The organism is Sinorhizobium mexicanum, from assembly GCF_013488225.1.
Lineage (GTDB): Bacteria > Pseudomonadota > Alphaproteobacteria > Rhizobiales > Rhizobiaceae > Sinorhizobium > Sinorhizobium mexicanum.
This window is the reverse complement of record NZ_CP041238.1, coordinates 57,633-82,500: the sequence shown is the minus strand read 5'-3', so window position 1 is coordinate 82,500 and position 24,868 is coordinate 57,633. Positions and strand designations below refer to the sequence as shown.

At 63.4% G+C, this 24,868-nt stretch carries 21 protein-coding genes; 13 read left to right on the top strand and 8 right to left on the bottom strand.

The window, feature by feature from the left end:
* Window positions 1–135 precede the first annotated feature (135 nt).
* The 7 genes from lhpI (at window position 136) to FKV68_RS00330 (ending at window position 9,396) form a co-directional block, all read left to right on the top strand.
* On the top strand, window positions 136–1,083 hold the full coding sequence (lhpI, locus tag FKV68_RS00360) for a bifunctional Delta(1)-pyrroline-2-carboxylate/Delta(1)-piperideine-2-carboxylate reductase (protein WP_180939598.1): 948 nt from the start codon (window positions 136–138) through the stop codon (window positions 1,081–1,083).
* Window positions 1,084–1,286: 203 nt separating this feature from the next.
* Window positions 1,287–2,513 carry an ABC transporter substrate-binding protein gene (locus FKV68_RS00355; protein ID WP_180939597.1) on the top strand — a complete coding sequence of 409 codons (1,227 nt, stop codon included), beginning with the start codon at window positions 1,287–1,289 and terminating at the stop codon, window positions 2,511–2,513.
* Window positions 2,497–4,197: an ABC transporter permease gene (locus tag FKV68_RS00350; RefSeq protein WP_180939596.1), complete on the top strand. Its 1,701-nt coding sequence runs from the start codon at window positions 2,497–2,499 to the stop codon at window positions 4,195–4,197. Before FKV68_RS00355 ends, FKV68_RS00350 begins: the two co-directional genes overlap by 17 nt.
* The gene (locus FKV68_RS00345; RefSeq protein WP_180939595.1) at window positions 4,198–4,863 is read left to right on the top strand and encodes an ATP-binding cassette domain-containing protein; all 666 of its coding nucleotides are present in this window, start codon (window positions 4,198–4,200) and stop codon (window positions 4,861–4,863) included.
* Complete coding sequence (gene hrpB, locus FKV68_RS00340; protein ID WP_180939594.1) at window positions 4,863–7,322, top strand: ATP-dependent helicase HrpB; 2,460 nt, start codon at window positions 4,863–4,865, stop codon at window positions 7,320–7,322. Before FKV68_RS00345 ends, hrpB begins: the two co-directional genes overlap by 1 nt.
* 97 nt (window positions 7,323–7,419) lie before the next feature.
* Entirely contained in the window at window positions 7,420–8,706 is a 1,287-nt protein-coding gene (locus FKV68_RS00335; protein ID WP_180941361.1) for an ActS/PrrB/RegB family redox-sensitive histidine kinase, read from the top strand.
* A gap of 105 nt (window positions 8,707–8,811) precedes the next feature.
* Window positions 8,812–9,396: an ActR/PrrA/RegA family redox response regulator transcription factor gene (locus FKV68_RS00330; protein WP_180939593.1), complete on the top strand. Its 585-nt coding sequence runs from the start codon at window positions 8,812–8,814 to the stop codon at window positions 9,394–9,396.
* 37 nt (window positions 9,397–9,433) lie between these two features.
* Here the strand turns inward: FKV68_RS00330 and FKV68_RS00325 are convergent, their stop codons facing one another.
* Window positions 9,434–9,961, bottom strand: coding sequence for an MmcB family DNA repair protein (locus FKV68_RS00325; protein ID WP_180939592.1), 528 nt, complete (start codon window positions 9,959–9,961; stop codon window positions 9,434–9,436).
* Between the two features lie 236 nt (window positions 9,962–10,197).
* Here FKV68_RS00325 and FKV68_RS00320 point away from each other — a divergent pair, with 236 nt between their 5' ends.
* Window positions 10,198–10,872, top strand: a complete 675-nt coding sequence (locus FKV68_RS00320) for a L,D-transpeptidase (RefSeq protein ID WP_180939591.1) — start codon at window positions 10,198–10,200, stop codon at window positions 10,870–10,872.
* Window positions 10,873–11,131: 259 nt separating this feature from the next.
* Here FKV68_RS00320 and FKV68_RS00315 read toward each other — a convergent pair whose 3' ends face one another.
* The 7 genes from FKV68_RS00315 to hslV all read right to left on the bottom strand — a co-directional run bounded on the left by FKV68_RS00315 (window position 11,132) and on the right by hslV (window position 21,008).
* A complete protein-coding gene (locus tag FKV68_RS00315) occupies window positions 11,132–13,303 on the bottom strand; it encodes a malate synthase G (protein WP_180939590.1) in 2,172 nt (723 codons plus the stop codon).
* 417 nt (window positions 13,304–13,720) lie between these two features.
* Entirely contained in the window at window positions 13,721–15,724 is a 2,004-nt protein-coding gene (locus FKV68_RS00310; protein WP_180939589.1) for a hydantoinase/oxoprolinase N-terminal domain-containing protein, read from the bottom strand.
* 216 nt (window positions 15,725–15,940) lie between these two features.
* Complete coding sequence (locus tag FKV68_RS00305) at window positions 15,941–17,341, bottom strand: cytochrome P450 (RefSeq protein ID WP_180939588.1); 1,401 nt, start codon at window positions 17,339–17,341, stop codon at window positions 15,941–15,943.
* A gap of 117 nt (window positions 17,342–17,458) precedes the next feature.
* Window positions 17,459–18,403 carry a DUF1402 family protein gene (locus tag FKV68_RS00300; protein WP_180939587.1) on the bottom strand — a complete coding sequence of 315 codons (945 nt, stop codon included), beginning with the start codon at window positions 18,401–18,403 and terminating at the stop codon, window positions 17,459–17,461.
* Between the two features lie 238 nt (window positions 18,404–18,641).
* The gene (hslU, locus tag FKV68_RS00295; RefSeq protein ID WP_180939586.1) at window positions 18,642–19,946 is read right to left on the bottom strand and encodes an ATP-dependent protease ATPase subunit HslU; all 1,305 of its coding nucleotides are present in this window, start codon (window positions 19,944–19,946) and stop codon (window positions 18,642–18,644) included.
* On the bottom strand, window positions 19,943–20,461 hold the full coding sequence (locus FKV68_RS00290) for a GNAT family N-acetyltransferase (RefSeq protein ID WP_180939585.1): 519 nt from the start codon (window positions 20,459–20,461) through the stop codon (window positions 19,943–19,945). The genes hslU and FKV68_RS00290 overlap by 4 nt, the downstream gene beginning before the upstream one ends.
* Complete coding sequence (gene hslV, locus FKV68_RS00285; RefSeq protein ID WP_180939584.1) at window positions 20,451–21,008, bottom strand: ATP-dependent protease subunit HslV; 558 nt, start codon at window positions 21,006–21,008, stop codon at window positions 20,451–20,453. Before hslV ends, FKV68_RS00290 begins: the two co-directional genes overlap by 11 nt.
* A 424-nt stretch (window positions 21,009–21,432) precedes the next feature.
* Between hslV and hisB the strand changes: the two genes are divergently transcribed.
* Genes hisB through hisF form a run of 5 tightly spaced genes read left to right on the top strand, consistent with a single transcriptional unit; the run spans window position 21,433 to window position 24,745 of the window.
* Window positions 21,433–22,041: an imidazoleglycerol-phosphate dehydratase HisB gene (hisB, locus tag FKV68_RS00280; RefSeq protein ID WP_180939583.1), complete on the top strand. Its 609-nt coding sequence runs from the start codon at window positions 21,433–21,435 to the stop codon at window positions 22,039–22,041.
* A gap of 24 nt (window positions 22,042–22,065) precedes the next feature.
* Window positions 22,066–22,542, top strand: coding sequence for a DUF2628 domain-containing protein (locus FKV68_RS00275; protein ID WP_180939582.1), 477 nt, complete (start codon window positions 22,066–22,068; stop codon window positions 22,540–22,542).
* Complete coding sequence (hisH, locus tag FKV68_RS00270; protein WP_180939581.1) at window positions 22,542–23,192, top strand: imidazole glycerol phosphate synthase subunit HisH; 651 nt, start codon at window positions 22,542–22,544, stop codon at window positions 23,190–23,192. Before FKV68_RS00275 ends, hisH begins: the two co-directional genes overlap by 1 nt.
* A 34-nt stretch (window positions 23,193–23,226) precedes the next feature.
* Entirely contained in the window at window positions 23,227–23,964 is a 738-nt protein-coding gene (gene hisA, locus FKV68_RS00265) for a 1-(5-phosphoribosyl)-5-[(5-phosphoribosylamino)methylideneamino]imidazole-4-carboxamide isomerase (protein WP_180939580.1), read from the top strand.
* 4 nt (window positions 23,965–23,968) lie between these two features.
* Complete coding sequence (gene hisF, locus FKV68_RS00260; RefSeq protein ID WP_180939579.1) at window positions 23,969–24,745, top strand: imidazole glycerol phosphate synthase subunit HisF; 777 nt, start codon at window positions 23,969–23,971, stop codon at window positions 24,743–24,745.
* Window positions 24,746–24,868 lie beyond the last annotated feature (123 nt).

Sequence of the window (24,868 nt, the reverse complement as noted above, 5' to 3'; positions counted from 1 at the left end):
GTTGATCACTTGGTAAACTTTCGCTCGCGGGCATCCCTCTCGCTAGATAGCGTCTTCCTCCCTCCCGAACGCGCATTTCGGCAGCCGTCAAACACTGTTAGTGTCGCTCGGATTTTTGCACAGGGAGGTATCGAAATGCTGGTACTGGATGCGACGCAGACGCGCGCGGCTTTGCCATGGGACGGGCTTCTCAAAGCGCTCGGCGACATGTTCGCAAATGGATGCGTCATGCCTGTGCGCCATCATCACGATGTCGCGGTCCCGGGGGAGGCCGATGCGACGCTGCTCCTGATGCCCGCGTGGCAGCCGGGCGCCTATGTCGGCGTCAAGATGGTTTCGGTGTTCCCCGGCAACCAGGCCCGCGGACTGCCGGCTATCCATGGCAGCTATCTTCTTTCCTCCGGCAGGACCGGCGAATTGCTGGCGATCGTCGATGGCGGCGAGCTGACCGCACGGCGTACTGCCGCCGCCTCTGCGCTCGCCGCCCGCTATCTCGCACGCGAGGACGCGAGCCGGATGCTGATGGTCGGCACCGGCCGGCTGTCGGCGAATGTCATCGAGGCGCACGCATCCGTTCGCCCGATCTGCAATGTGACGATCTGGGGCCGCGATCCGAAAAAGGCGGAAGCGACGGCCAAGGAGCTCAGCCTCAAGGATATCGCGGTGACGATCGCGACCAATCTCGAAGCGGCGGCACGCGAGGCGGACATCATTTCCTGCGCTACCCTTTCGTCCGAACCGCTGGTCCGCGGCGATTGGCTGAAGCCGGGCGCGCATCTCGATCTGATCGGCGCCTTCAAGCCGACCATGCGCGAATCGGACGACCGCGCCGCCGAGCGCTCCAGCATCTTCGTCGACACGCGCGAAGGGGCGCTCAGCGAAGGCGGTGACATCGTCCAGCCGATCCGCTCGGGCGTGATCACCGAGGATGCGGTCTGCGCCGATCTCTTCGACCTTGCCCGCGGCGCACATCCCGGCCGCAGGACAGCCGAGGAAATCACGCTGTTCAAGTCGGTCGGAGCTGCATTGGAAGACCTGGCTGGCGCAGTGCTGGCCTTCGAAGCGCAGCGGGAGACGAGCTGATCGGCGCAGGTCATCATGCCTTTCCGTGTCCCACGCCCGACACCCGGTTTCACCGAATCGTGAGAGGGGCGGCCGCTGGCGTGCATTGACGCGAGCGGCACGCGGCTTACGCTCGCCCGACACCTACAGCGCCGCGCGTCATTTCAGACGCGCAAGGGACGCGGTAGCACTTTGAATTGCTGCATGCGGAGACGGAGCGGCTCATGATCGGGCGGGCAAGACAGTTCATCACGGCCGCGATCCTAACCCTCGGTCTCGCCGGCGAGGCGGCCGCAATCGACCTCAACGACTGGAATTCGGTCGTCGCGGAAGCCAAGGGCCAGACTGTCTATTTCAACGCCTGGGGCGGAGCGGAAAACATCAACGCCTACATCAGATGGGCCGGTGACGAAATGAAGGCGCGTTATGGCGTTACCGTCGTCCATGTGAAGCTCGACGACACGGCAAAGGCGGTCGCGACCGTCGTCGCCGAAAAGTCCGCCGGAAAAGACCACGACGGCGCTGTCGATCTCGTCTGGATCAACGGCGAAAACTTTGCGGCGATGAAACGCGAAGGCCTGCTCTTCTCGCCCGATTGGGCGACGAAACTGCCGAACTGGATCTATGTCGATCACGAGACCAAACCGACGGTTCTCACCGATTTCACGATAGTGACCGAGGGGCTGGAAAGCCCGTGGGGTGGCGCCAAGCTCGTTTTCTTCTACGATTCGGCGCGGACCCCGACGAGCGAACTACCGAACTCGGCGGCTGACCTGCTCAAATGGGCCGAAGCCAATCCCGGCCGTTTCTCCTATCCGCAGCCACCGGACTTCACCGGCTCGTCGTTCCTCAAACAGGTGCTGACCGAGCTGATCCACGACAAAACCAAGCTGCAAATGCCGGTCGACGAAGCGACCTTTGCCGCGGATGCAGCGCCGCTCTTTGCCTATCTCGACAAGCTTACGCGGCTGCTCTGGCGCGAGGGCAAAGCCTATCCGCAGAACTACCCCGACATGAAGCAGAAGTTCGCCGACGGCGAGCTCGACATCATTTTCGCCTTCAATCCGGCGGAAGCGTCGGCTGCGATCGCGAATGGAGAACTGCCGGGCAGCGTGCGCTCCTTCGTCTTTTCGGGCGGCACGCTCGGCAATACGCATTTCGTCGCGATTCCCTACAATGCATCGGCGAAGGCCGGGGCGCTGCTCTTCGCCAATTTCCTGCTCTCGCCCGAGGCGCAGTTGCACAAGCAGGATCCGAAAATCTGGGGCGATCCGACCGTCCTGTCGCTGGCAAAACTGCCGGCCGCAGAGCGACAAGCCTTCGAAGCACTCGATCTCGGCGTCGCGACGCTCGGCCCCGACCAACTTGGACCTGCGCTCGCCGAGCCGCATCCGGACTGGATGACGCGAATCGAAGCAGAATGGACCCGGCGATATGGGGCAGCGAACTAAAGACCGAGGGATCACCTACTCGCCCAGCGGCAACGGCCTTCTTGTCATCATCCTTGGACTGCCGGTCCTCGCGGGGGTCGCCGGAACGATCCTGCCGGCATTCGGCTACCTGCCGGCTCTCGGCGGTCTTCAACCCACGGCGGCGCATCTCGCCGAGCTTGCCGGCCAACCTCACATCCTTCGTTCCGTCCTCGTCGCCCTGGCGGCGGGGCTGATCACCACCTTTGCGGCGGTCGCAATCGTCGGAACGTTCATTGCTGGCTTTGCCGGAACGCCGATTTTTGCCCGCGTCCACCATCTGGTTTCGCCGCTGCTCGCCGTTCCACACGCCGCGGCGGCCTTTGCTCTTGCTTTCCTCATCGCGCCTTCCGGGTTGCTTGTCCGGCTGGTCTCGCCTGAGCTGACCGGCTTCACGCGGCCGCCGGACTGGCTTCTGCCGAATGACCCCCTCGCGCTCTCGATGATCGCGGGGCTCGTCACCAAGGAAGTGCCGTTCCTCTTCCTGGTGACGCTCGCTGGCTTGCCGCAACTTCCGCTGCGCAGGGCACGGCAGCTGATGGCAGCGCTTGGCTACGGACGTTTGTCCGGCTTTCTGATCAGCCTCTGGCCGACGCTCTACAGGCAGATCCGGCTGCCGGTCTTCGCCGTGCTCGTCTATTCGGTCTCCGTTGTCGATGTCGCGATGATCCTTGGTCCGCAACTGCCGGCGACGCTGCCTGTGCGCATTGCCCATTGGGCGGCGGATCACGATCTCAAGATGCGGTTCCTTGCCTCAGCAGGAGCGTTGCTGCAGCTCTTCGTTGTCTTTGCGGCAACGGCAATCTGGCTCGCGCTCGAACGGATCGGAAAGTTCGCGCTGACCTTCATGACCCTTGCAGGCACCCGGCTCCGGAGGGACCAGCTGCTTCGCGCAACGTCAGGGCTGGCCATGGCTGGCTGCGGCGTCGTCATATTTTCGGGACTGGGCGCCCTCTTCATCTGGTCCGTCGCCGGTCTCTGGCCGTTTCCAAAAACACTGCCGGGAGCGATTACGGCCAAGATCTGGCTGCGCGTGCTGCCGCAGATCACCGGGCCGCTTCTGACGACCGTGGGACTGGCGCTCTCCGCCTCGGCGCTGGCATTGGTCATCGCGGTCGCCCTGCTTCATCGAGACGGCCAGGGCGGCAACGGCGCAAGCTACAAGCTTCTCTATCTGCCGCTCATTGTGCCGGAGATCAGCTTTGTCTTCGGTTTGCAGATCCTCGCGATCTCGATCGGCTTCACGCCCGCTTTTCCAAGCGTCCTCGCCGTCCATCTGCTGTTCGTCCTGCCCTATGTCCTCCTGTCGCTATCGGCACCGTGGCGCGAACTCGATCCACGCTTCGAGCGGATAGCCGCCGGGCTCGGGAAATCGCCGCTGCGGGTGCTCCTGACGATCCGGCTGCCGCTCCTGTTTCGGGCCTGTCTCACCGCCTTTGCCGTCGGGTTTTCGGTGTCGGTAAGCCTTTACCTTCCGACAGTGCTGGTCGGGGCCGGCCGGCTGACCACCGTTACCACCGAGGCGGTCGCTCTTTCGGCGGGTGGCGACCGGCGCGTCATCGGCGTCTATGCGCTCGTTCAGGCGGCTCTCCCCTTTCTCGCATTTCTCGTTGCTTCGCTTGGCCCGCAGTTGCTATTCCGCAACCGTCGCGCAATGAGGATATGAATGCAGGCAGTTGACGACCCGATGCCGCTTACGCTGGCGGATGTGACGATTCGGCTCTCGGGGCGAACGTTGCTGTCCGTGTCGGCGACGGCAATGCCCGGCGAGGTTCTGACCGTCATGGGCCCGTCCGGCTCCGGCAAGTCGACACTGCTCGCTTTTGCCGGCGGTTTTCTCGATCCGGCCTTCCGCGTCACCGGTCGAATTCTGATCGGCGACAGAGACCTGACCGATGTCCCGGCAAACGAACGCCACGCCGGCATCCTGTTTCAGGATCCCCTGCTTTTCCCCCATCTCTCGGTCGGCGGCAACATCGTGTTCGCGATACCGCAGGCGGTGAAAGGACATAAAATGAGACGACAGATCGCCGAGCAGGCACTCGAACAGGTCGGGCTTGCCGGCTTCTTCGATCGCGATCCGGAAACGCTTTCCGGCGGCCAGAAGGCACGCGTGGCGCTGCAGCGGACGCTCGTGTCGGCGCCGCACTACCTCCTGCTCGACGAACCTTTTTCGAAACTCGATGCGGCACTCAGGCAGCAGACGCGCGCGCTGGTCTTCTCCAAAGCGAAAGCCGCGGGTGTGCCGATCATCCTCGTTACCCATGACGGCGCGGACGCTGAGGCGGCCGGCGGCAGAGTAATCGAGGTCGGGACCGAGGCGGAGGCCTGATGCGCGATCTTCCGCCACTGCCGGTTCGTGACATTCTTCCCCGTATGGGCGAAGCGCTCAAAGAGGCGGCGTCCGTCGTGCTCTCGGCGCCGCCCGGCGCCGGCAAGACGACGCTTGTGCCGCTCTTCCTTCTGGACCAGACCTGGCTCAAGGGTGGCAAGGTGATCCTGCTGGAGCCACGCAGGCTCGCCGCCCGTGCAGCCGCGGGACGAATGGCCGAACTGCTCGGGGAAAAGGTCGGCGAGACCGTCGGCTATCGCATGCGGCTCGACAACAGGATATCGGCGCGGACGCGGATCGAGGTGGTGACCGAAGGCGTCTTCAGCCGGATGATCCTCGACGATCCGGAACTCTCCGGCGTTTCCGCCGTGCTCTTCGATGAATTCCACGAGCGCTCGCTCGACGCCGATTTCGGCCTGGCGCTGGCGCTCGACGTGCAATCGGCTTTGCGCGACGACCTGAAGATCGTCGTCATGTCGGCAACGCTCGACGTCGGGCGGGTCGCCAGGCTGCTCGGCGATGCTCCGGTCATCGAAAGCCAGGGCCGCAGCTTTCCGATCAATATTCGCTACGAGGAGAGGAGCGCCGGCGAGAGCGCCGAGGACGCGGTCACGCGCGCGATCGTGGAGGCGCACCGATCCGAAGCGGGCTCGATCCTCGCCTTTCTCCCGGGGCAGGCGGAAATCACCCGCACCGCTGAGCGTCTCGCCGGGCGGTTCGACCAGTCGACTGCGATCGTGCCGCTCTACGGCAATCTGAGCCAGAAGGAGCAGGACGCGGCGATCCGTCCGGCACCGGCCGGCACGCGCAAGATCGTGCTTGCGACGTCGATCGCCGAAACTTCGATCACCATCGACGGCGTGCGCATTGTCGTCGACAGCGGTCTGCAACGGCTGCCGGTGTTCGAAGCCTCGACAGGGATCACGCGGCTCGAGACTGTGCGCGTATCACGGGCATCCGCCGATCAGCGCGCCGGGCGCGCCGGACGAACGGAGCCTGGAATCGCGATACGTCTGTGGCACCCGGGCCAGACTGCGGCCCTTGCGGCCTTCACACCGCCGCAGATCCTTGCGAGCGACCTTTCGGGTCTGCTGCTTGATCTCGCCCATTGGGGCGTTGCCGATCCATCCTCGCTCGCGTTCATCGACCCCCCGCCGGAGACGACGCTGCGCGAGGCGCGAAGCCTGCTGATCGAACTTGGAGCGCTCGATGCCAACGGCACGCTGACGCCGCGCGGGCGGAGGATTCGCGATCTCGCCTTGCCCGTCCGGTTGGCGGCAATGGCGGTCTCCGCGGCCGAAGAGGGCCAGGCGCAGGAAGCCTGCCTGCTGGCGGTGATGCTGACGGAGCAGGGCCTTGGCGGCAGCAGTCTCGATCTCGAGGAGCGGCTGCGCCGGTTCCGGGCGGACCGCGGCGATCGTGCCGACGCCGCACGGGGTCTGGCAAGACGCATGGCGACCGACCTGAAGGCACAGAAGAGCAATGGCGAAAGCGCCCTGCCGGGTCCATTGCTGATGCACGCCTTTCCCGACCGGATCGCACTCCAGCGTGGCGGCCGCGGGCGCTTCGTCATGGCGAACGGACGCGGCGCCGAGGTGCCCGAAACCGAGCGGCTTGCCGCCGCGGGGATGCTGGTCATCGCCGACATCACCGGAAGAGCGGGTGCGCAGCGCGTATTGGCAGCCGCGGAAATCACCAGGGCGGACGTCGAGGCACATATGCCGGAAGCCATCCGGCGCGAGGAGCAGATCTTCTTCGATCGGGCGAGCCGCCAGGTGCGCGCCCGCCGCGTCACTCGGCTCGGCGCCATCATCTTCGAGGAAACGCCGCTTTCACGCCCGGGCGGAGAAGCGGCCGCTCGCGCGCTCGCCGACGGCGTTCGGCAATTGGGGCTTGCAGTCCTGCCTTTCTCGAAGGAAGCGGCGCAGTTGCGCGACCGCATCGGCTTTCTCCACAGGTCAATCGGCGAACCCTGGCCGGACATCTCGGACCAGGCATTGCTGTCGCGCCTCGACGACTGGTTCGTGCCGTTTCAGCATGGCGCCGGCAGTATCGACGGGATCAAGGCCCATGATCTCGCCGAAGGTCTGCTTTCGCTCGTTCCTTACGATCTCCAGCGCGATCTCGGTAAGCTCGCCCCGACGCATTTCGAAGCGCCGACGGGACACCGCCATCCCATCCATTACGATGGCGACGAGCCCTTGCTTTCGATCCGCGTGCAGGAGCTTTTCGGCCTGAGGGTGCATCCGGCGATCGGCAACGGTCGGCTGCCGCTGCTCCTGGAACTGATCTCGCCCGGCCACCGCCCGATCCAGACGACACGCGACCTGCCGGGCTTCTGGGCCGGATCGTGGCGGGACGTAAGAGCCGAGATGCGCGGGCGTTATCCGAAGCATCCCTGGCCGGAGGACCCGGCGAACGCGACGCCGACGACACGCGCCAAGCCGCGTGGTACATGAATCCACGGTATAATTCCGCGATCGGGTAGCTTTGGGGCATTATATGAGCGCTGCGATCTCGGCGGACGCAGCCGTGAAGCGGGAAGCGGCAACAGCAATGGCACTCGACTACAATGACATGAACAGCAATCGCAGCCTCAGACTCCAGACGCTCGTTCGCCTGCGCTGGCTTGCCGTCGGCGGCCAGTCGCTCGCAGTCATCATTACAGCGTTGTGGCTGCAGTTTCCCTTGCCGCTCGCTCCGTCTTCGGCGCTGATTGCGAGCCTGGCGCTGTTGAATACCTTTCTCACGATCCGCTTTCCGCCGACGCACCGGTTGACGCCGCCGGCCGCCTTCGCGCTCCTCGGCCTCGATCTCGCCCAGTTGACCGCACTGCTCTTCATCACCGGCGGCCTCGCCAATCCCTTCGCGCCGTTGCTGTGCGTCCCGGTGATCATTTCCTCGGCCTCGCAGCCGAAGCCGCACAGTATCGTGTTGGCGGGCTTTGCGGTCATCGGCGTTACCGCGCTTGCCTTCTCGCCCTTCCCGCTGCCCTGGTATCCGGGAACCGTCCTTCTGATCCCGCGGGTACTGACGGCAGGTATCTGGTTTGCTATCGTCTCGATGACGGCGTTTGCCGCCTTCTACACCTACCGGGTTTCACTGGAGGCGAGCGAGCTCTCAGAAGCGCTGACTGCAACGGAGCTTGTGCTCCAGCGCGAAAAGCACCTGTCGCAGCTCGACGGTCTCGCCGCGGCCGCCGCGCACGAACTCGGAACGCCGCTCGCCACCATCAGTGTCGTCGCCAAGGAGATGGAGCGCGAACTCGGCGACGACCCCCGCTTCGGCGAGGACGTTCACCTCCTGCGCAGCCAGAGCGAACGCTGCCGCGATATCCTGAAGCGGCTGACCACCCTTTCGTCCGAGAGCGAGGAACATATGCGGCTCCTGCCACTTTCCTCGCTGATCGAGGAAGTTATGGCGCCGCACCGTGAATTCGGGATCGAGATCGAGCTTAAGGAAAAAGGCGATCGCGCCTCGGAACCGGTCGGCATCCGCAATGCAGGCATCCTCTACGGGCTCGGCAATCTGCTCGAAAACGCGGTGGACTATGCCCGCAAGAAAGTGACCGTCACCGCGGAGCACACGGCCGAACGCGTGAAGGTGACGATCGAGGATGATGGCGATGGTTTCTCGCCGGATATCCTCATGCGCATCGGCGAGCCTTACGTCACCAAACGGCAGAAGGACGACAGCGCCGGCGGCCTTGGTCTCGGCCTCTTCATCGCCAAGACCTTGCTGGAGCGCTCAGGGGCGCGGCTGCGCTTCGAAAACGGCAGCTCGGGTGCGCGTGTCAGCGTCGAATGGCCGCGCGCGCTGATGGATACGAAACTGGCGAAATGACGTTTGGCAGTTTATTGAAGACAGTCGCGAGAAAACCCACATAATTTCAGCGAAACCGGCCAATTTTATGCTTACGGACAGGTCTTTGCCTAGGGATCGGAAGAAATGACGGAAAAATCGACAAGCGCGCCAAGCGCACAGTCTCCAGATGCCGAGCTGATCGGGCCTGACAGGACGCTGCTGATCGTTGATGACGACGGCCCGTTCCTGCGCCGTCTAGCGCGGGCGATGGAAGCGCGGGGCTTCACCGTCGATATTGCCGAGTCGGTCGCCGAAGGCATCGCCAAGGCCAAGAGCAACCCGCCGAAGCACGCCGTCATCGATCTCCGGCTCGGAGACGGCAGCGGCCTCGATGTGATCGAAGCGATCCGGGGGCGCCGGGACGACACGCGGATGATCATGCTTACCGGCTACGGCAACATCGCCACCGCCGTAAATGCGGTCAAGCTCGGCGCGGTCGACTATCTCGCGAAGCCGGCCGATGCTGACGACATCTTCGCCGCACTCGTCCAGCGCCAGGGCGAGAGGGTGGAGCCGCCGGAAAATCCGATGTCCGCGGACCGGGTGCGCTGGGAACACATCCAGCGTGTCTACGAGATGTGCGAACGCAATGTTTCGGAAACGGCCCGCCGGCTCAACATGCACCGCCGAACGCTGCAGCGCATTCTGGCGAAGCGTGCCCCGAAGTAATCATCGATTGCCCCTTGGGAAGGACGTGATCTCCCGTCTAACCGTCGCGCGTACCCGCAACGATATCGCGAATCGAGTCGCCGAGTTCCCCGTTTCGCTCCGCCGCCCATTCGGCAAGCATCAGTCGCTGGGCCGCCGTCCGGGCAAATGACTGGACGACGGACTTGCGTGTGCCCGGCGCCAGGCGGTGCTCCGGTGCTTCGCGCAGCATGTGCGCTCCGTAGCCGTCGGAAAGCAGAAGGCCGCATTCCTCCGGAAATATGTCCAGCGGCACGTCTCCGTGCGTGGCGAAGAACAGCCGGTCGCAATGCAGCCGATACTCGGGCCATTTGCGATCCACGCGAAAATCCTCAATCGACGTCTTGATCTCGATGATCCAGATTTCGCCCTTCGCGGTAAGAGAAATGAGATCGGCGCGTCTGCCGCTTGCGAGCGTCAGTTCGGGCAGGACCGCGTGACGCAATTCCGCCAGCAGCCGCTGAACGCCGCGGCGCACTTTCATCGCCCGCTCCGATTGGCGTCCGTCCGCCAGCGGATTGTCGCCATGGATCGATAGAATCGTCATCGGTTCACTCTTGCGCTAGGGCAATTCCCGTGTTCATCCGGAATTGCGTCGCTTCAACGCCTGCCACTCCGCCATTTTGTTGCAAAAAAGCAATCGTCACGGAATTTACACTTTTCGGCCAAATTGCGGCGGCGCAGTCCCTTGCGCGGCGCGTTGCAATCGAAAATAAGCTGATGGCGCTGACGGCCGGGCACCCTCCCTCCCGTATTTCCTTACTTCCTTTCACGAGACCCTCAATGCGCTTCCGCAACGCTCTCCTTTTGTGCAGCCTGGCCGCCACTGTTGCCCTCGCCGGTTGCTCGCAAACGACGTCCACCAGCAGCCCTGCTCCCGAGGGCCAGAAAATTGCGACGAATCAGATCTTTACCGGCAATTATGGCGCCGTCGAGGATCACGGCTACGCTCTGCCTGCAATACCGATCAAACGCGTCGATCCGCGTTTCCATCGCCAGATCGTCGACTACGCGACGAACGAACGCCCGGGCACGATCATCGTCAACACGCCGAACCGCTTCCTCTACTATGTGCTGCCGGGAGGCAAGGCCGTGCGCTATGGCATCGGCGTCGGCAAGGCCGGCTTTGCCTGGGAAGGCGAGGCCTACGTCGCCTGGAAACAGGAATGGCCGACCTGGCATCCGCCGAAGGAGATGGCCGAGCGCAAGCCGGAAGTCGCCAAATATGTCGAGGACGGCATGGGCCCGGGCATCAGCAATCCGCTCGGCGCGCGCGCCCTCTATCTCTTCAACGAGGAAGGCAGGGATACGCTCTTCCGCCTGCATGGCACGCCGGAGTGGGCCTCGATCGGCACCGCCGCATCATCGGGCTGCATCCGGCTGATGAACCAGGACATCATCGATCTCTATTCGCGTGTTCGGCCGGGCAAGGGAGCAAGGGTCGTCGTTCAGCAGTAACACTGCCACGTCTTGATAATGAGAGGGCCGTCGGTCGATCCGGCGGCTCTTTTGTTTAACGCCGCCGCGTGTTCACGCAGATTTTGCCCCTCTCCTCGGGTTTAACCCGAGGACTAACCCTCTACCCGCACGCGGGGAGAGGGGACGCCTTTGCGGCGCTGTCATCATCCACGACGGACGAAAGGGCGAGCGGGTGTGGCATCGCACCTTCTCCCCGCAGGCGGGGAGAAGGTGGCCGGCAGGCCGGATGAGGGGCAACTTATGCCCCTAACTTCGCCTTGAGCTCCAGACGACGGCGATGCAGGACCGGTTCGGTATAGCCGTTCGGCTGCTCGCGCCCCTTGAGCACCAGGTCCAGCGCGGCCTGGAAGGCGACCGATTCGTCGAAGCGGCCGGCCATCGGCGCGTAGTTTTCGTCGTCAGCATTCTGCTGGTCGACGACGGCCGCCATTCGCTTCATCGTGTCGACGACCTGCATTTCGCTGACAATGCCGTGCTGCAGCCAGTTCGCCATGTGCTGCGCCGAGATGCGCAGTGTCGCGCGATCTTCCATCAGGCCGACATTGTTGATGTCCGGCACCTTGGAGCAGCCGACGCCCTGGTCGACCCAGCGCACGACATAGCCAAGAATCCCCTGGGCATTGTTGTCGAGCTCACGCTGGATTTCGGCCTCTGTCCAGTTCGGCCGTGCCGCCACAGGCACCGAGAGGATATCGGCGAGCTTGGCACGCGGCCGGCTTTTCAAGCCCGCCTGGACCTCGGCGACGTTGATGCGATGGTAGTGCGTTGCATGCAGCGTCGCCGCGGTCGGCGACGGAACCCAGGCCGTGTTCGCGCCCGCCCTCGGATGACCAATCTTCTGTTCGAGCATTGCGGCCATAAGGTCGGGCATCGCCCACATGCCCTTGCCGATCTGCGCGTGGCCGGAGAGCCCGCACTCGAGGCCGATATCGACGTTCCAGTTCTCGTAAGCCGCGATCCAGGCTGCCTGCTTCATGTCGCCCTTGCGAATCATCGGACCGGCTTCCATCGACGTGTGGATCTCGTCGCCGGTCCGGTCCAGGAAGCCGGTGTTGATGAAGACGACGCGCTCGCGGGCGGCGCGGATGCATTCCTTCAGGTTTACGGTCGTGCGCCGCTCCTCATCCATGATGCCCATCTTCACGGTGTTCGCCGGCATGCCGAGCGCCGCCTCAACGCGCGAAAAAATTTCGCAGGCAAAGGCAACTTCTTCCGGCCCGTGCATCTTCGGCTTGACGACATACATCGAACCCGCGCGCGAATTCGCCCGGCGGCCCTTGGGTCCGATATCGTGGAGCGCGATCAGGGCCGTGACCATGGCATCCATGATGCCTTCCGGCACCTCGCGCTCGTCGCGGTCGACAATCGCCGGATTGGTCATGAGGTGGCCGACATTGCGCACCAGCATCAGCGAGCGTCCGGGCAGCGTCAGTGCCGCTCCGTTCCGGCTTGTGTAAACACGATCGGCATTGAGCTTGCGGGTGAATGTCCTGCCGCCCTTGGAAACCTGTTCCTCAAGGTCGCCCTTCATCAGACCCAGCCAGTTGCGATAGACGACGACCTTGTCTTCGGCATCGACGGCGGCGATGGAGTCCTCGCAGTCCATGATCGTCGTGATCGCCGATTCGAGGATCACGTCGGAAACGTTAGCCGGATCCTCCTTGCCGATCTGCGTCGTCGCATCGAGCACGACGACGATGTGAAGATTGTTTCGGCGCAGAACGATTTCCGACGGCGCGTCGGCAGAGCCGGAATAACCGGCAAAGCAAGATGGATCAGCGAGCGCCGTCTTCGTGCCGTCTGCAAGCGTGATCGCAAGTGCAGAACCTTCGACCCTGAACGCGGTCACATCGGTCCAGCGGCCCTTGGCCATGGCCGCGCTCGCGTCCAGAAAATCCCGGGCCCAGCCGATGACCTTGGCGCCGCGCTTCGGATTGTATCCCTTGCCACGCTCCGCGCCCTCGGTATCGGGAATTGCGTCGGTTCCATAGAGCGCGTCATAGAGCGAACCCCAGCGGGCATTGGCGGCGTTCAGGGCGTAGCGCGCATTCATCACCGGCACGACGAGCTGTGGTCCGGCAATCGTCGCGATCTCGGGATCGACATTGGCGGTCGAGATCGAAAACGCCGGACCTTCCGGCAGAAGGTAACCGATCTGCCTCAGAAAGGCCTCGTAGGCGTCGAGGTCGACCGGTGCGCCGTTATCGCGATACCAGGCATCGATTTGCGCCTGCATCTCATCGCGTTTGGCAATAAGCGCGCGGTTTTTCGGGGCAAGGTCGTGAACAAGGTCCGACAGTGTGGAAAAGAACGTTTCCGTATCGACACCGGTGCCCGGCATTGCCTCGTCGGCCAGGAAATCATGGAGCCCGTCATCGATCTTCAAACCATACTTTTCAACGCGGGCCATGCGGCAACTCCTGCAATATCTCGACTTTGGCTAACGATACGCCGGGATCAGGCCGATCCAAGCCTACCACTTCGATTATTTAGGTCACTGCTTCAATGGAGCAGCGACCCAGTCCTTGATTTGACGCAGTTCCGGACGGGAAACCGCGACGCTTTTCCTGCAATTGCTCGAACAACAAGAGCGGGATGTGCCCGGAAAAGCATTCCTGCTTTCCCTCATCCCGCTCGTGACAAGGCAGTTTCTCACCAATTCATTCACTGTCAATTCCGCAAGGATGCGAAGAATTGTTTCCAAACTGGAAAAGATCAGGGCGGGCTGAGGAAACATATGCGCAATTTTCCGCCCGCCCACGGCTCAACTTTTTAGAGTCGATCACGTTTATGATTTCGGGTCGATTCGACCCGAAATCATCGTGATCTAGTGATGCGCGATACGCGGCCGGCCGCTGGCCGAGGCGATGAACCGCGCCTCGATCAGCTTGCGGCCGCCCTCGACCTCCGGCGCGTCGATCTCTTCCCACATCGTCGCCGCCGGTTCCTCGGCGCCGTTCGCGCGGGCTGTTTCGAGCGCCATGGTCCGTGCGCGGTGTCGCGCGACGCCGAAAGCCTGTTCCTGATCGAGGAAGCGTTCGCTTGCGCCAGCGCCGTTGACGATGAAGATGCCCTCTTCGGGCGTCGTCACGAACACCGTGACGGAGGCCCTGACCTGCCCGACCACCGCTCCGACGGCATTCGCCACGTCGGCCTCCGGCGGTATCGCCGCATCCGTAGCCAGCATGTCGGCGATAGCTGGATAATAAACGGGCGCCGAGGCGCCGAGACCGACGAGAGGCCGGTCGAGCCCGATCGAAAAACGGACGATCCCAGGTTCGCGCTTCAGGGCGCGATCGACAGCGAGCGACGTCGCGGGATCGATGGTGCCAGCGCCGTCTTCGCCGAGGCAGCCCTGCAGGATCACCTCCGAGGATTGCCGCGTCAGCCGGTCGACGATCATCTGAGCCAGCCCTTCGGCGGATGGCGCGACCGACTGGCCGGAACCATCCTTCAGGCGTGCCGCAATCTCGAGACCAAGGCGTGCCGCGGCGGCGTTCCACTGCGCCTGCCTGCCAAGCACATGCATCGCATCCGATGGCGTGATGCCGCAGATATGCACCAGCCCGCGCGCCACGAGGCGGTCGAGCGTCGCCCGCTGCGGGGTGCTGAGAAGCACGTCCGCCAACGCCACCGGCACCATGCCGATGCGATCGTAAAGCGCCTGTTCCTGCGGCTGAAGGCCGCTCGCGAGATGATCAGGCAGACCGGTCCGCACGGCGAGGCGGCCGTCGTGCCGTCCCGCATGCGTCGCGCGCAACTGCCTTTCGAGCACGGACAGCACGGCGTCACCATGCAGAGCGGCCGCCAGGCTCAGCGGCAGGAACCGCCGCGGCCCGAGATCGATCTGTGCCCTGAGACCGCGATCGTTGATCCGCACTTCCGAATCGCCGCCGAGCCCATAGGTGCGCATGGCGACGGCCTCGACCATGGTGCGGAAGCCGCCGACCACGGCGCCTTCGGCATCCAGCCTCGGACGGCCCTTTTCAAGCACGGCGACGTCCGTCGTCGTGCCGCCGATATCCGAGACGACCGCGTTTTCAAGGCCGGTCAGATGCCGAGCGCCGACGAGGCTCGCAGCCGGCCCGGAGAGGATCGTTTCGATCGGCCTCAGTCGCGCTTCCGCCGCCGAGATCAATGCGCCATCGCCGCGCACCACCATCATCGGCACGTGAATGCCGCGGACCTTGAGGAAATCCTCGCAGGAGCCGATCAGCCGATCGATCATCGACACCAGGCGGGCATTGAGAAGTGTCGTCAGCGCCCGCCGCGGGCCGCCGAGCTTCGACGAAAGCTCATGGCTGCATGTCACCGGTAGGTGCGAAACCTCGCGGATACGGTCGCGCACGCGCTTTTCGTGCGCCGGATTGCGCACCGCGAAATAGCCGGCGATCGCAAAGGATGACACCTGGTTCGCGAGTGTCGGCAGCGCCTCGTCGAGCGCGCTCATGTCGAGCGGTGTCTCACCGCCATGAACATTGTGGCCGCCGGGTAGGAAGAGGACGGGATCGGAACCCAAGGCCTCGACCAGCCCGTCGCGCTTCAAATCCTCCGGACCGAAGCCGATCATCACCAGGCCCGCCCTGCCCCCCTGCCCCTCGACCAGCGCGTTGGTGGCGAGCGTCGTCGACAGCGAGACGAGGCTGATCGCCGTGACAGGGACGTTCGCCTTGTCGAGAACGGCCTCTACCGCTCCGGCGATGCCAACCGCAAGGTCATGGCGCGTGGTCAGCGCCTTGGCCTTGGCGACGACGCCCGCCGCTTCGCTGAAAAGAACGGCGTCGGTATAGGTTCCGCCGGTGTCGATGCCGAGAAGAAGATGCGAGGTCAATTTCTGCTCAGTCCAGTGTTGAGGGTCGGGAGGAGTCCCGAACGTGGAAGGATCGTCCGGTGATAGGGCATATTTCGGGGAAAAACCATCGCGTGAGAGCGACCTTTGTGCGTCTGATTGGAGCGGCCTCCAATCAGATTGCAGCGGTGCGGGTGATGATACCCCCCCTCTGCCCGGCAGGGCAGGAGGAGGGTAGTTTCTGGGTAGCGTGGAATACTATCCCACCCGCACCGACACCTTCATCGGCAGACCGCCCCGCGGCTGCGTCGTCAGCCTCTGCACCGGCCAGGGATGCGTTGCCTCGGTCAGGTCGAAGCGGAAGCGGTGCATGAGCACGCCGAGCGCGATGACCGCCTCCTGCAAGGCGAAGGTCGCACCGATGCAGACGCGCGGGCCCGCGCCGAAGGGCAGGTACTGGAAGCGGTTGATCTTCTCCCGGTTTTCGGGGAGGAAGCGCTCCGGCATGAACGCGCGGGGTTTTTGCCAATAGAGCAGGTGCCGATGGAGGGTCCACGGCATGATCAGCACCGTTATGCCCTTTTCGATGCGGACGTATTCGCCGGCCGGCGATGTCCACTCATCTTCCTCGATCGCCGCTCGGTTGATGGATGGCGCGGGCGGATAGAGCCTGAGCGCTTCCTCGAAGGCGGCAAGCACATGCGGCATGCGATCAAGCCAGTCGACGGGATCCTCCCCGCTTGCCATGACCTCGTCGACTTCCCGCTCCATCATCTCGCGATAGGCGGGCGTGTTGGCGATGCAATAGAGGGTCCAGGCGAGCGCGCGCGCCGTCGTTTCATGTCCGGCGCCGATGAAGGTCAGGATATTGTCCTCGATCTCGGTCGTCGAAAGACCCTCGGGTCCTTCGAGCTGCAGCAACAGCGTCAGGAAATCGTTCGGAACGCGCTCGGGCTCCTCGGCCATCCGCCGCCGGCGTTGCGCCATCGTTTCGGATACGATGCCCCGGAACCGGTTCAGGACCTTCTTGCCGCCGATGCGGGTGAGCCGCGGCACCCACGGCGGCGCAACCAGGAGATCCATGGGATCGACCCGGCCCATCCGGTGCAGCAACTCCTCCACGTTGCCTGCAAAACCCTGCTTTTCGACGGCGATCTCGCCGGAAAAGAGGGTTTCGGCGAGGATCTCGAAGGTAAGCTCGGTCATGTCGACGGCGACATTCGTCACCAATGGCCCCGAACCAGCCCGCTCATATCGCCGAATGAATTCCTCGCAGACGCGATGCATCTGGCCGGCAAAGCCCTTGGCGTGCCGTGGCGTGAAAACTGGCGCCATCGCCTTGCGGGATCGCTTCCAGACCTCGCCTTCCGCCGTCAGCAGGCCGTCGCGAAGGATCGGGCGAAGGATCAGCTGCCGGACGCTCGCCATTTCGTAATTGGCGGCATTCTCCACGAGAACATGGCGGATGAGACCGGGATCGTTGACGATCAGGGTGCGCTGATTGATGAACTTCGTCTCGATCCAGGGCAGCGTATAGGAGGGCTCGCCCCAGAGTTCGAGTGGATTGCGAAAGACCGTGCGGATGATTTGCAGGCGCGAGGGAATGCCGACGCGGGGTTCGGGCGCGGGCGGCTCGAAGGGTTCCGGTCGCGTATCCATGATGGAGTGCCTTTCTCGATCGACTACCGTTTCAATTATATACGGCGCAATCAAGGAAGATGCTTCACGTGAATCACGGAAGAACGGAAAGATAAGGACGGAACCCGGTGATCCGGCTCAGAGCAGGCTTTCGAGTTCCGCGAGCTTGTCGTTGACCAGCCAGCCGTAATAGTTTTCTTCCGGCCAATGGACCTCGGCGTCCTGGTTTTTCGCGGCGAGCGTTGCGGCGCGCTGGTCGGGATTGCCGACGTTGTAGAGCGTCGCCGTCAGACCGGGGTTGTTGGAGATGTCCATGCCAGCGATCGAACGATAGGCGTCGATCGAGTGGCGGATCGAGGCTGCCATGTAAGCCAGCGAGACGTCCGGATCCATGATCGCCTCGTAGACGCCGGCGGCGTTGTTCTCGTCCAGGCGCTCATAGCCCGAAACGCGCGCCACCATGTCCGTCAGCATCAGGGCGGTCAATGGATTGATCTGGCCGAGACCGAATGTCTGGCCGGCGAAAAAGGGCTGGAAGAAGACGGCGCTGAAGCGGTTGTTCGGGAAGGATTGCCCGCCGACCGAACGGCCGCGGAACTCGCTGTCCCATATGCGCTCGCGGCAGCTCCACAGCGCATAGGAATTGTCCTTGCCGGCGCAGGCGGCGAATTGCGGCCGCGCGACGAACGCGTCAACGGACTCGCCGTCATAGCCGAACTGGAAGCGGTTGCCGGCATAGGCGGCCGCCTTCACATAATAGGATTGCAGCCGGTCGTAGGCATCGACATTGTAGGTGTGCTCGCCGACGATGGCCCCGATCATGTGGATCGGTGCGATGCCGTAGGCGCTGGCGACGGACTTGATCTTGCCGACGAGCTGGCGGTCGCTGGCGAGCAGATCACGCACTTTCTCGTATTTGGCATCGAAGGAGGTTCGGCCTGCTTTCGTGCGGCGAACCGAAGCGCCTGGTATCTTAGGCTGCTCGACGTGGCGGTTGCCCGCGGGAACCATTTCCGCGGCGGCTCCCGGGCCGGCGGAGAGGCAAAACGCGGCGATGACGAGCAAGCAGGCGGTGAGACGCACGATCTGTTCTTCCTATGAAACTCCGGAACCCGGTTCTTCGAGCGCGCGGCCCCTACGGCAAGATCATGTCGGAATAATGCCCGGCCTTCAATCGATCACCGATCGCTGTAGAAAAAATGAAGGCGCCTGTCGAGTGACGGGCGCCTCACAATTCGGCGATTGCCGGAGTTCGCTCGCTCCGGCCGTCCGCCGCTGTGCAACTGCTGCAGCGCGTCCGATGAGACGCGCCGCGCTGTGGTCACAGAATATAGCGTGACAGGTCCGTGTTGGCGGCGAGATCGCCGACGTTCTTCCGGACGTATTCCGCATCGATCATCACCGTCTGTCCGCCACGGTCCGGCGCGTTGAAGGACACGTCGTCGAGGACGCGCTCCATCACCGTTTGCAGGCGGCGCGCGCCGATATTCTCGACGCTGGTGTTGAGCTGGACCGCGACCTCGGCGAGCGCGTCGATCGCATCCTCGGTGAAATCGAGCTTCACCTCCTCCGTGTCGAGAAGGGCCTTATACTGGCGGATGAGGCTCGCCTCGGTTTCCGTCAGGATACGGCGGAAATCCTCCTTGGTCAGCGCGCGCAACTCGACGCGGATCGGCAGGCGACCCTGCAGCTCCGGCAGCAGATCCGACGGCTTGGAGACGTGGAAGGCGCCGGAGGCGATGAAGAGGATATGATCCGTCTTTACCGGTCCGTATTTCGTGGCAACCGTCGTGCCCTCGACCAGCGGCAGCAGGTCCCGCTGGACGCCTTCTCGCGATACGCCGGCCCCCATACCGCCGTCGCGGGCGGCAATCTTGTCGATCTCGTCGAGGAAGACGATGCCGTCGTTCTCGGCCGCCGCCACCGCCTCGCGCTGGATCTGCTCGTTGTCGAGCAGCTTGTCGGACTCGTCGTTGATCAAGAGTTCATAGGAGGCCTTGACCGTCGTCTTGACCTTCTTGGTCCTGCCGCCGAGCGCCTTGCCGAACATTTCGGAAAGATTGAGGACACCGATATTGGCGCCGGGCATGCCCGGGATCTCGAAGCCACCGGGCGCGCCGGTCTCGGCAACGTCGATCTCGATTTCCTTGTCGTCGAGCTCGTTGGCCCTCAATTTCTTGCGGAAGGAGTCGCGCGTTGCGGGCGAGGCGGTCGCCCCGACCAGCGCGTCGAGCACGCGCTCTTCGGCGTTCTGATGGGCCTTGGCCTTGACGTCGACGCGCTTCTTCTCCCGCACCAAAGTGATGCCGACTTCGACGAGGTCGCGAACGATCTGCTCCACATCACGGCCGACATAGCCGACCTCGGTGAACTTGGTCGCTTCGACCTTGACGAAGGGGGCACCGGCGAGCTTCGCCAGCCGCCGGGAGATTTCCGTCTTGCCGACGCCGGTCGGGCCGATCATCAGGATATTCTTCGGCATGACTTCGTCGCGCAGATCGTCGTCAAGCTGCTGGCGCCGCCAGCGGTTGCGCAAGGCAATGGCCACGGCACGTTTCGCGTCCTTCTGGCCGATGATGTAGCGGTCGAGCTCCGACACGATTTCTCTGGGGGAAAAGTTGGTCATGAATTCCTCTCAAACTCCGTGCGCGTCAGCTCCATCAGGAGTGTCCGGCCGGACTCATCTATCCATTCGCCAAAGGGCACGAAGCCTGCCTTCGCATAGGCCCGGACCGCGCGGCGATTGCCGCCGTCGGGGTCGATCACGATACGGGCGGCGCCGTTTTCGAACAGTCTTTCGGCAAAGGCCTTGAGCGCCAGCGCGGCGATGCCTTTTCCAGTCATTTCAGGCGGGCCCACGAACATGTCCACGCCCGGCGTGTCGGACGGCAGATCCTTCGCCCAGGGCTCGTCATATTGCGACGGCGTCCAGGACTGAATGTATCCGGCGGGCGTTCCGCCGACATGAAAAATGAAGCCCTCCACCTCGCCGCTCGCACAGCCATCGCGGATCGATTCCAGCTCCTTGTCCGGGTCGCCCCACCACTGCCGTACATGCGGCTCGGAAAGCCAGCCATGCAGCATCGACAGGTGGCCGTCGGCGACCGGCAGGAAACTGACATCGACCCCGTCATTCGGCATCCAGCGTCTCCACCACGATATTGTGGTTGGTGTAGACGCAGATATCGCCTGCGATTTCGAGCGCGCGCCGAGCGATCTCTTCGGCCGACTTGTCACTGTCCATCAGCGCACGCGCGGCCGCCAAGGCATAGTTTCCGCCCGAACCGATCGCGATCGTGCCGTGTTCGGGTTCGAGCACGTCGCCATTGCCGGTGATGGCCAGCGTTATGGATCGGTCGGCAACGAGCATCATTGCCTCGAGGTTGCGCAGGTATTTGTTGGTTCGCCAATCCTTGGCGAGTTCGACGGCGGCACGCATGAGCTGGTCGGGATATTGCTCGAGCTTGGCCTCGAGCCGTTCGAGCAGCGTGAAGGCATCGGCCGTCGCACCGGCGAAGCCGGCGATCACGTCGCCCTTCGACAGGCGCCGGACCTTGCGGGCGTTGCTCTTCATGACGGTCTGGCCGAGACTGACCTGACCATCGCCCGCCATCACCACCTTGCCACCTTTTCGTACCGTGATGATGGTGGTCGCATGCATCGTTCCGTAGGGATTGTGTTCACTCATGAAGATACCTATCGGCCCCGGGGTGTTGCGGCTCCGCCGCATGATTCCCTGGATCGGAATGATTCAAGGGCAAGACCATGCAGCGACTCTAGAGTGCTACAGCGGCTTTGGCGCGTCCAGTTAGACGCGCATCGCTGCAGGCGAGCCTGGTTGCTTGACGCCTATGTAAGTGCGCACCGCGCGATTGCAAATGCCCTTCGCCTTCCTCGCGGTCTTCCCTTCCTGAGGTCTGCAGATCGGCCGAATTTCCGTCACAGTTCTGGATATTTCGCGGCTCCCCTGATATGGAGCGGCTCTGGAGCGATCTTACGAGAAGCGTGAAGCGGTTTTGCTCCCGCGTCCAGCTCTGGTTTAGTGTCGATCCCGCTGATTTTGCATCGTTTCAGCGCGAAATCATCCGATCGAGCGCATACAGGAGAGCCTGATGGCAGAAAGCATGCCCAGCCGCAGCGGCCAAGTTTCCAGAAAGACAAATGAAACCGCCGTATCGGTCTCCGTCAACATCGATGGAACGGGAACGTCGAAGATCGCGACCGGAGTCGGCTTCTTCGACCATATGCTGGACCAGCTTTCGCGCCACTCGCTGATCGACATGGAGATCAAGGCGGACGGCGACCTGCATATCGACGACCACCACACGGTCGAGGACACCGGTATTGCGCTCGGCCAGGCGCTTGCCAAGGCGCTCGGCGATCGCCGCGGCATCACCCGATACGCCTCGATCGACCTTGCCATGGACGAAACGATGACGCGCGCCGCCGTCGATGTTTCCGGCCGGCCCTTCCTCGTCTGGAACGTGACTTTCACCTCGCCGAAGATCGGCAGCTTCGACACGGAGCTGGTGCGTGAATTCTTCCAGGCGCTGGCCCAGCATGCCGGCATCACGTTGCATATCCAGAACATCTACGGCGCCAACAACCATCATATTGCCGAGACCTGTTTCAAGTCCGTCGCCCGTGTGCTCCGCACCGCAACCGAAATCGATCCGCGCCAGGCTGGACGCGTGCCCTCGACCAAGGGAACGCTCGCCTGAGCCGGCCAATACCGGCTGAGACCCATGGCTTCTTATCTGATCATGACCCCGCCCGGCGCACCGGCCGATGACGAAAGGGCGCGATTCATCGCGGACGGCTTTTCCTGGGCCGCCTTTTTCTTCCCCGCGCTGTGGTTGATGAGCAAGCGTTCCTGGCTCCTTGGAATCCTGGTTGCCGTTCTGCAAATCCTGTTGATCTTCTTGTCCGCCGTCCCCGGCGCCCTTGCCGCCTCGCTTTTCATGCAACTGGCACTCAGCCTGCTGGTATCGCTGGAAGGCCCACTTCTGGTCGCGCGGAATCTCAGGAAACGAGACTGGACGCTTCGCTCGATCGTCCCGGCACGCGACCTGGAAACGGCGGAAGAGATCTATTTTTCCAACATACCGGCCACGGCGGATCGCAGGACGGCAACTCCGTTGCCGTCACTCGATGGGTCTGCCACGAAACAGGCCGAAAGCACCGCCGGCCTTGGCCTCTTTCAACCCTATGGAGAACGCTGATGCGGGTCGCCATCATTGACTACGGGTCGGGCAATCTGCGCTCGGCGACGAAAGCCTTCGAACGGGCGGCACGCGAAGCCGGCATCGCCGCCGAGATCGACCTGACCGACAAGCCGGAACGGGTGGCGTCCGCCGACCGCATTGTCCTGCCGGGCGTCGGCGCCTATGCCGATTGCCGCCGCGGCTTGGCTAGCGTCGCGGGCATGGAGGATGCCTTGACGCAGGCCGTCGAGAAGGACGGGCGTCCCTTCCTCGGGATCTGCGTCGGCATGCAACTCATGTCGTCGCGCGGGCTTGAAAAGACCATCACCAAGGGCTTCGGCTGGATCCCGGGCGACGTCAAGGAAATGACGCCGGCCAATCCGTCGCTGAAGATTCCCCAGATCGGCTGGAACACGCTGAGGCTCAACCGGCCGCACGCGCTTTTCGAGGGTATCCCGACCGGCGAGAGCGGGCTGCATGCCTATTTCGTGCACTCCTATCACCTCGCTGCCGAGAACCCCGAGGACGTCATTGCGGAAGCGGACTATGGCGGGCCGGTGACCGCATTCGTCGCACGCGACAACAAGGCAGGCTCGCAGTTCCACCCGGAAAAGAGCCAGACGCTCGGGCTCGCCCTCATTTCGAATTTCCTGCGTTGGAAGCCTTGAGGCTGCCGGCGTTCTTACCTGATCGGATCCACACATGATTCTCTTCCCTGCGATCGACCTCAAGGACGGACAATGCGTGCGCCTGAAGCTCGGCGACATGGACCAGGCGACCGTCTATAATCCCGATCCGGCCGCCCAGGCGCGAGCCTTCGAGGAGCAGGGTTTCGAGTGGCTGCACGTCGTCGATCTGAACGGCGCGTTTGCCGGCGAGACCGTGAACGGTGCGGCGGTCGACGCGATCCTCAAGGCAACCCGGAACCCGGTGCAGCTTGGTGGCGGGATCCGCACGCTGGCGCATATCGAGAACTGGCTTTCGCGTGGGCTCGCGCGCGTCATTCTCGGCACCGTGGCCGTCCGCGATCCGGCGCTCGTGATCGAAGCCTGCCGCAAATTCCCCGGCAGGGTCGCCGTCGGCATCGATGCCAAGGGCGGCAAGGTGGCGGTCGAGGGCTGGGCCGAGGCCTCCGAACTCGGCGTCATCGAGCTTGCGAAGAAATTCGAGGGCGCCGGCGTTGCGGCGATCATCTATACGGATATCGACCGCGACGGCATCCTGACCGGCATCAACTGGGCTTCGACCCTGGAGCTTGCCGACGCGGTGTCGATCCCGGTAATCGCCTCGGGCGGCCTCGCCTCGATGGACGACATTCGCCGCATGACTGAGCCGGATGCGCAAAAACTCGAGGGCGCGATCTCCGGTCGCGCGCTCTACGATGGCCGCATCGACCCGCAGGAAGCGCTGTCATTGATCCGGGCCGCGAGAAAAGGATGATCCGATGACCCTGAAAGCCCGCGTAATCCCCTGCCTCGACGTCAAGGACGGACGCGTCGTCAAGGGCGTCAATTTCGTCGACCTCATCGATGCGGGTGACCCGGTGGAAGCGGCGCGCGCCTATGATGCGGCCGGCGCCGACGAACTCTGCTTCCTCGACATCACGGCGTCCTCGGATAACCGCGAAACCATCTTCGACGTCGTCGCCCGCACCGCCGAACAATGCTTCATGCCGCTCACCGTCGGCGGCGGCGTGCGGCAGGTGTCCGATATCCGCAAGCTGCTGCTCGCCGGCGCCGACAAGGTGTCGATCAACACGGCGGCGGTGAAGAATCCGGATTTCGTGGCGGAAGCCGCCGACAAGTTCGGTAACCAGTGCATCGTCGTCGCGATCGATGCCAAGAAGGTATCCGCCGAGGGCGAGGCGCACCGCTGGGAAATCTTCACTCATGGCGGACGGGAGCGGACAGGCATCGACGCGGTCGAGTTCGCCCGGAAGGTCGTCGATCTCGGCGCCGGCGAAATCCTGCTCACCTCCATGGATCGCGACGGCACGAAAGGCGGCTACGACATTGCCCTGACGCGGGCGATTGCCGATGCGGTGCGGGCGCCCGTCATCGCCTCGGGCGGCGTCGGGACGCTTGACCACATGGTCGAAGGTGTGCGCGACGGCCACGCAACGGCGGTCCTTGCAGCGTCGATCTTCCATTTCGGAACTTACAGCATCGGCGAGGCGAAGCGCTACATGGTCGAGCACGGCATCGCCATGCGCCTCGACTGACGCTTAGAGCGGGATGACGAAAAGTGTACGCAGTTTTCCGCTCGCATCCCGCTCTAACTAGCTAGGATCGATCACGTTTTATGATTTTGGATCGGTCCGACCTAAATCATCGTGATCTAGAAG

Excerpts from the sequence above, each read along its gene's own strand:
- lhpI (WP_180939598.1), top strand. The coding sequence starts at position 136 with ATGCTGGTACTGGATGCGACGCAGACGCGCGCGGCTTTGCCATGGGAC.
- FKV68_RS00355 (WP_180939597.1), top strand. The coding sequence starts at position 1,287 with ATGATCGGGCGGGCAAGACAGTTCATCACGGCCGCGATCCTAACCCTC.
- FKV68_RS00350 (WP_180939596.1), top strand. The coding sequence starts at position 2,497 with ATGGGGCAGCGAACTAAAGACCGAGGGATCACCTACTCGCCCAGCGGC.
- FKV68_RS00345 (WP_180939595.1), top strand. The coding sequence starts at position 4,198 with ATGCAGGCAGTTGACGACCCGATGCCGCTTACGCTGGCGGATGTGACG.
- hrpB (WP_180939594.1), top strand. The coding sequence starts at position 4,863 with ATGCGCGATCTTCCGCCACTGCCGGTTCGTGACATTCTTCCCCGTATG.
- FKV68_RS00335 (WP_180941361.1), top strand. The coding sequence starts at position 7,420 with ATGGCACTCGACTACAATGACATGAACAGCAATCGCAGCCTCAGACTC.
- FKV68_RS00330 (WP_180939593.1), top strand. The coding sequence starts at position 8,812 with ATGACGGAAAAATCGACAAGCGCGCCAAGCGCACAGTCTCCAGATGCC.
- FKV68_RS00325 (WP_180939592.1), bottom strand. The coding sequence starts at position 9,961 with ATGACGATTCTATCGATCCATGGCGACAATCCGCTGGCGGACGGACGC.
- FKV68_RS00320 (WP_180939591.1), top strand. The coding sequence starts at position 10,198 with ATGCGCTTCCGCAACGCTCTCCTTTTGTGCAGCCTGGCCGCCACTGTT.
- FKV68_RS00315 (WP_180939590.1), bottom strand. The coding sequence starts at position 13,303 with ATGGCCCGCGTTGAAAAGTATGGTTTGAAGATCGATGACGGGCTCCAT.
- FKV68_RS00305 (WP_180939588.1), bottom strand. The coding sequence starts at position 17,341 with ATGGATACGCGACCGGAACCCTTCGAGCCGCCCGCGCCCGAACCCCGC.
- hslU (WP_180939586.1), bottom strand. The coding sequence starts at position 19,946 with ATGACCAACTTTTCCCCCAGAGAAATCGTGTCGGAGCTCGACCGCTAC.
- FKV68_RS00290 (WP_180939585.1), bottom strand. The coding sequence starts at position 20,461 with ATGCCGAATGACGGGGTCGATGTCAGTTTCCTGCCGGTCGCCGACGGC.
- hslV (WP_180939584.1), bottom strand. The coding sequence starts at position 21,008 with ATGAGTGAACACAATCCCTACGGAACGATGCATGCGACCACCATCATC.
- hisB (WP_180939583.1), top strand. The coding sequence starts at position 21,433 with ATGGCAGAAAGCATGCCCAGCCGCAGCGGCCAAGTTTCCAGAAAGACA.
- FKV68_RS00275 (WP_180939582.1), top strand. The coding sequence starts at position 22,066 with ATGGCTTCTTATCTGATCATGACCCCGCCCGGCGCACCGGCCGATGAC.
- hisH (WP_180939581.1), top strand. The coding sequence starts at position 22,542 with ATGCGGGTCGCCATCATTGACTACGGGTCGGGCAATCTGCGCTCGGCG.
- hisA (WP_180939580.1), top strand. The coding sequence starts at position 23,227 with ATGATTCTCTTCCCTGCGATCGACCTCAAGGACGGACAATGCGTGCGC.
- hisF (WP_180939579.1), top strand. The coding sequence starts at position 23,969 with ATGACCCTGAAAGCCCGCGTAATCCCCTGCCTCGACGTCAAGGACGGA.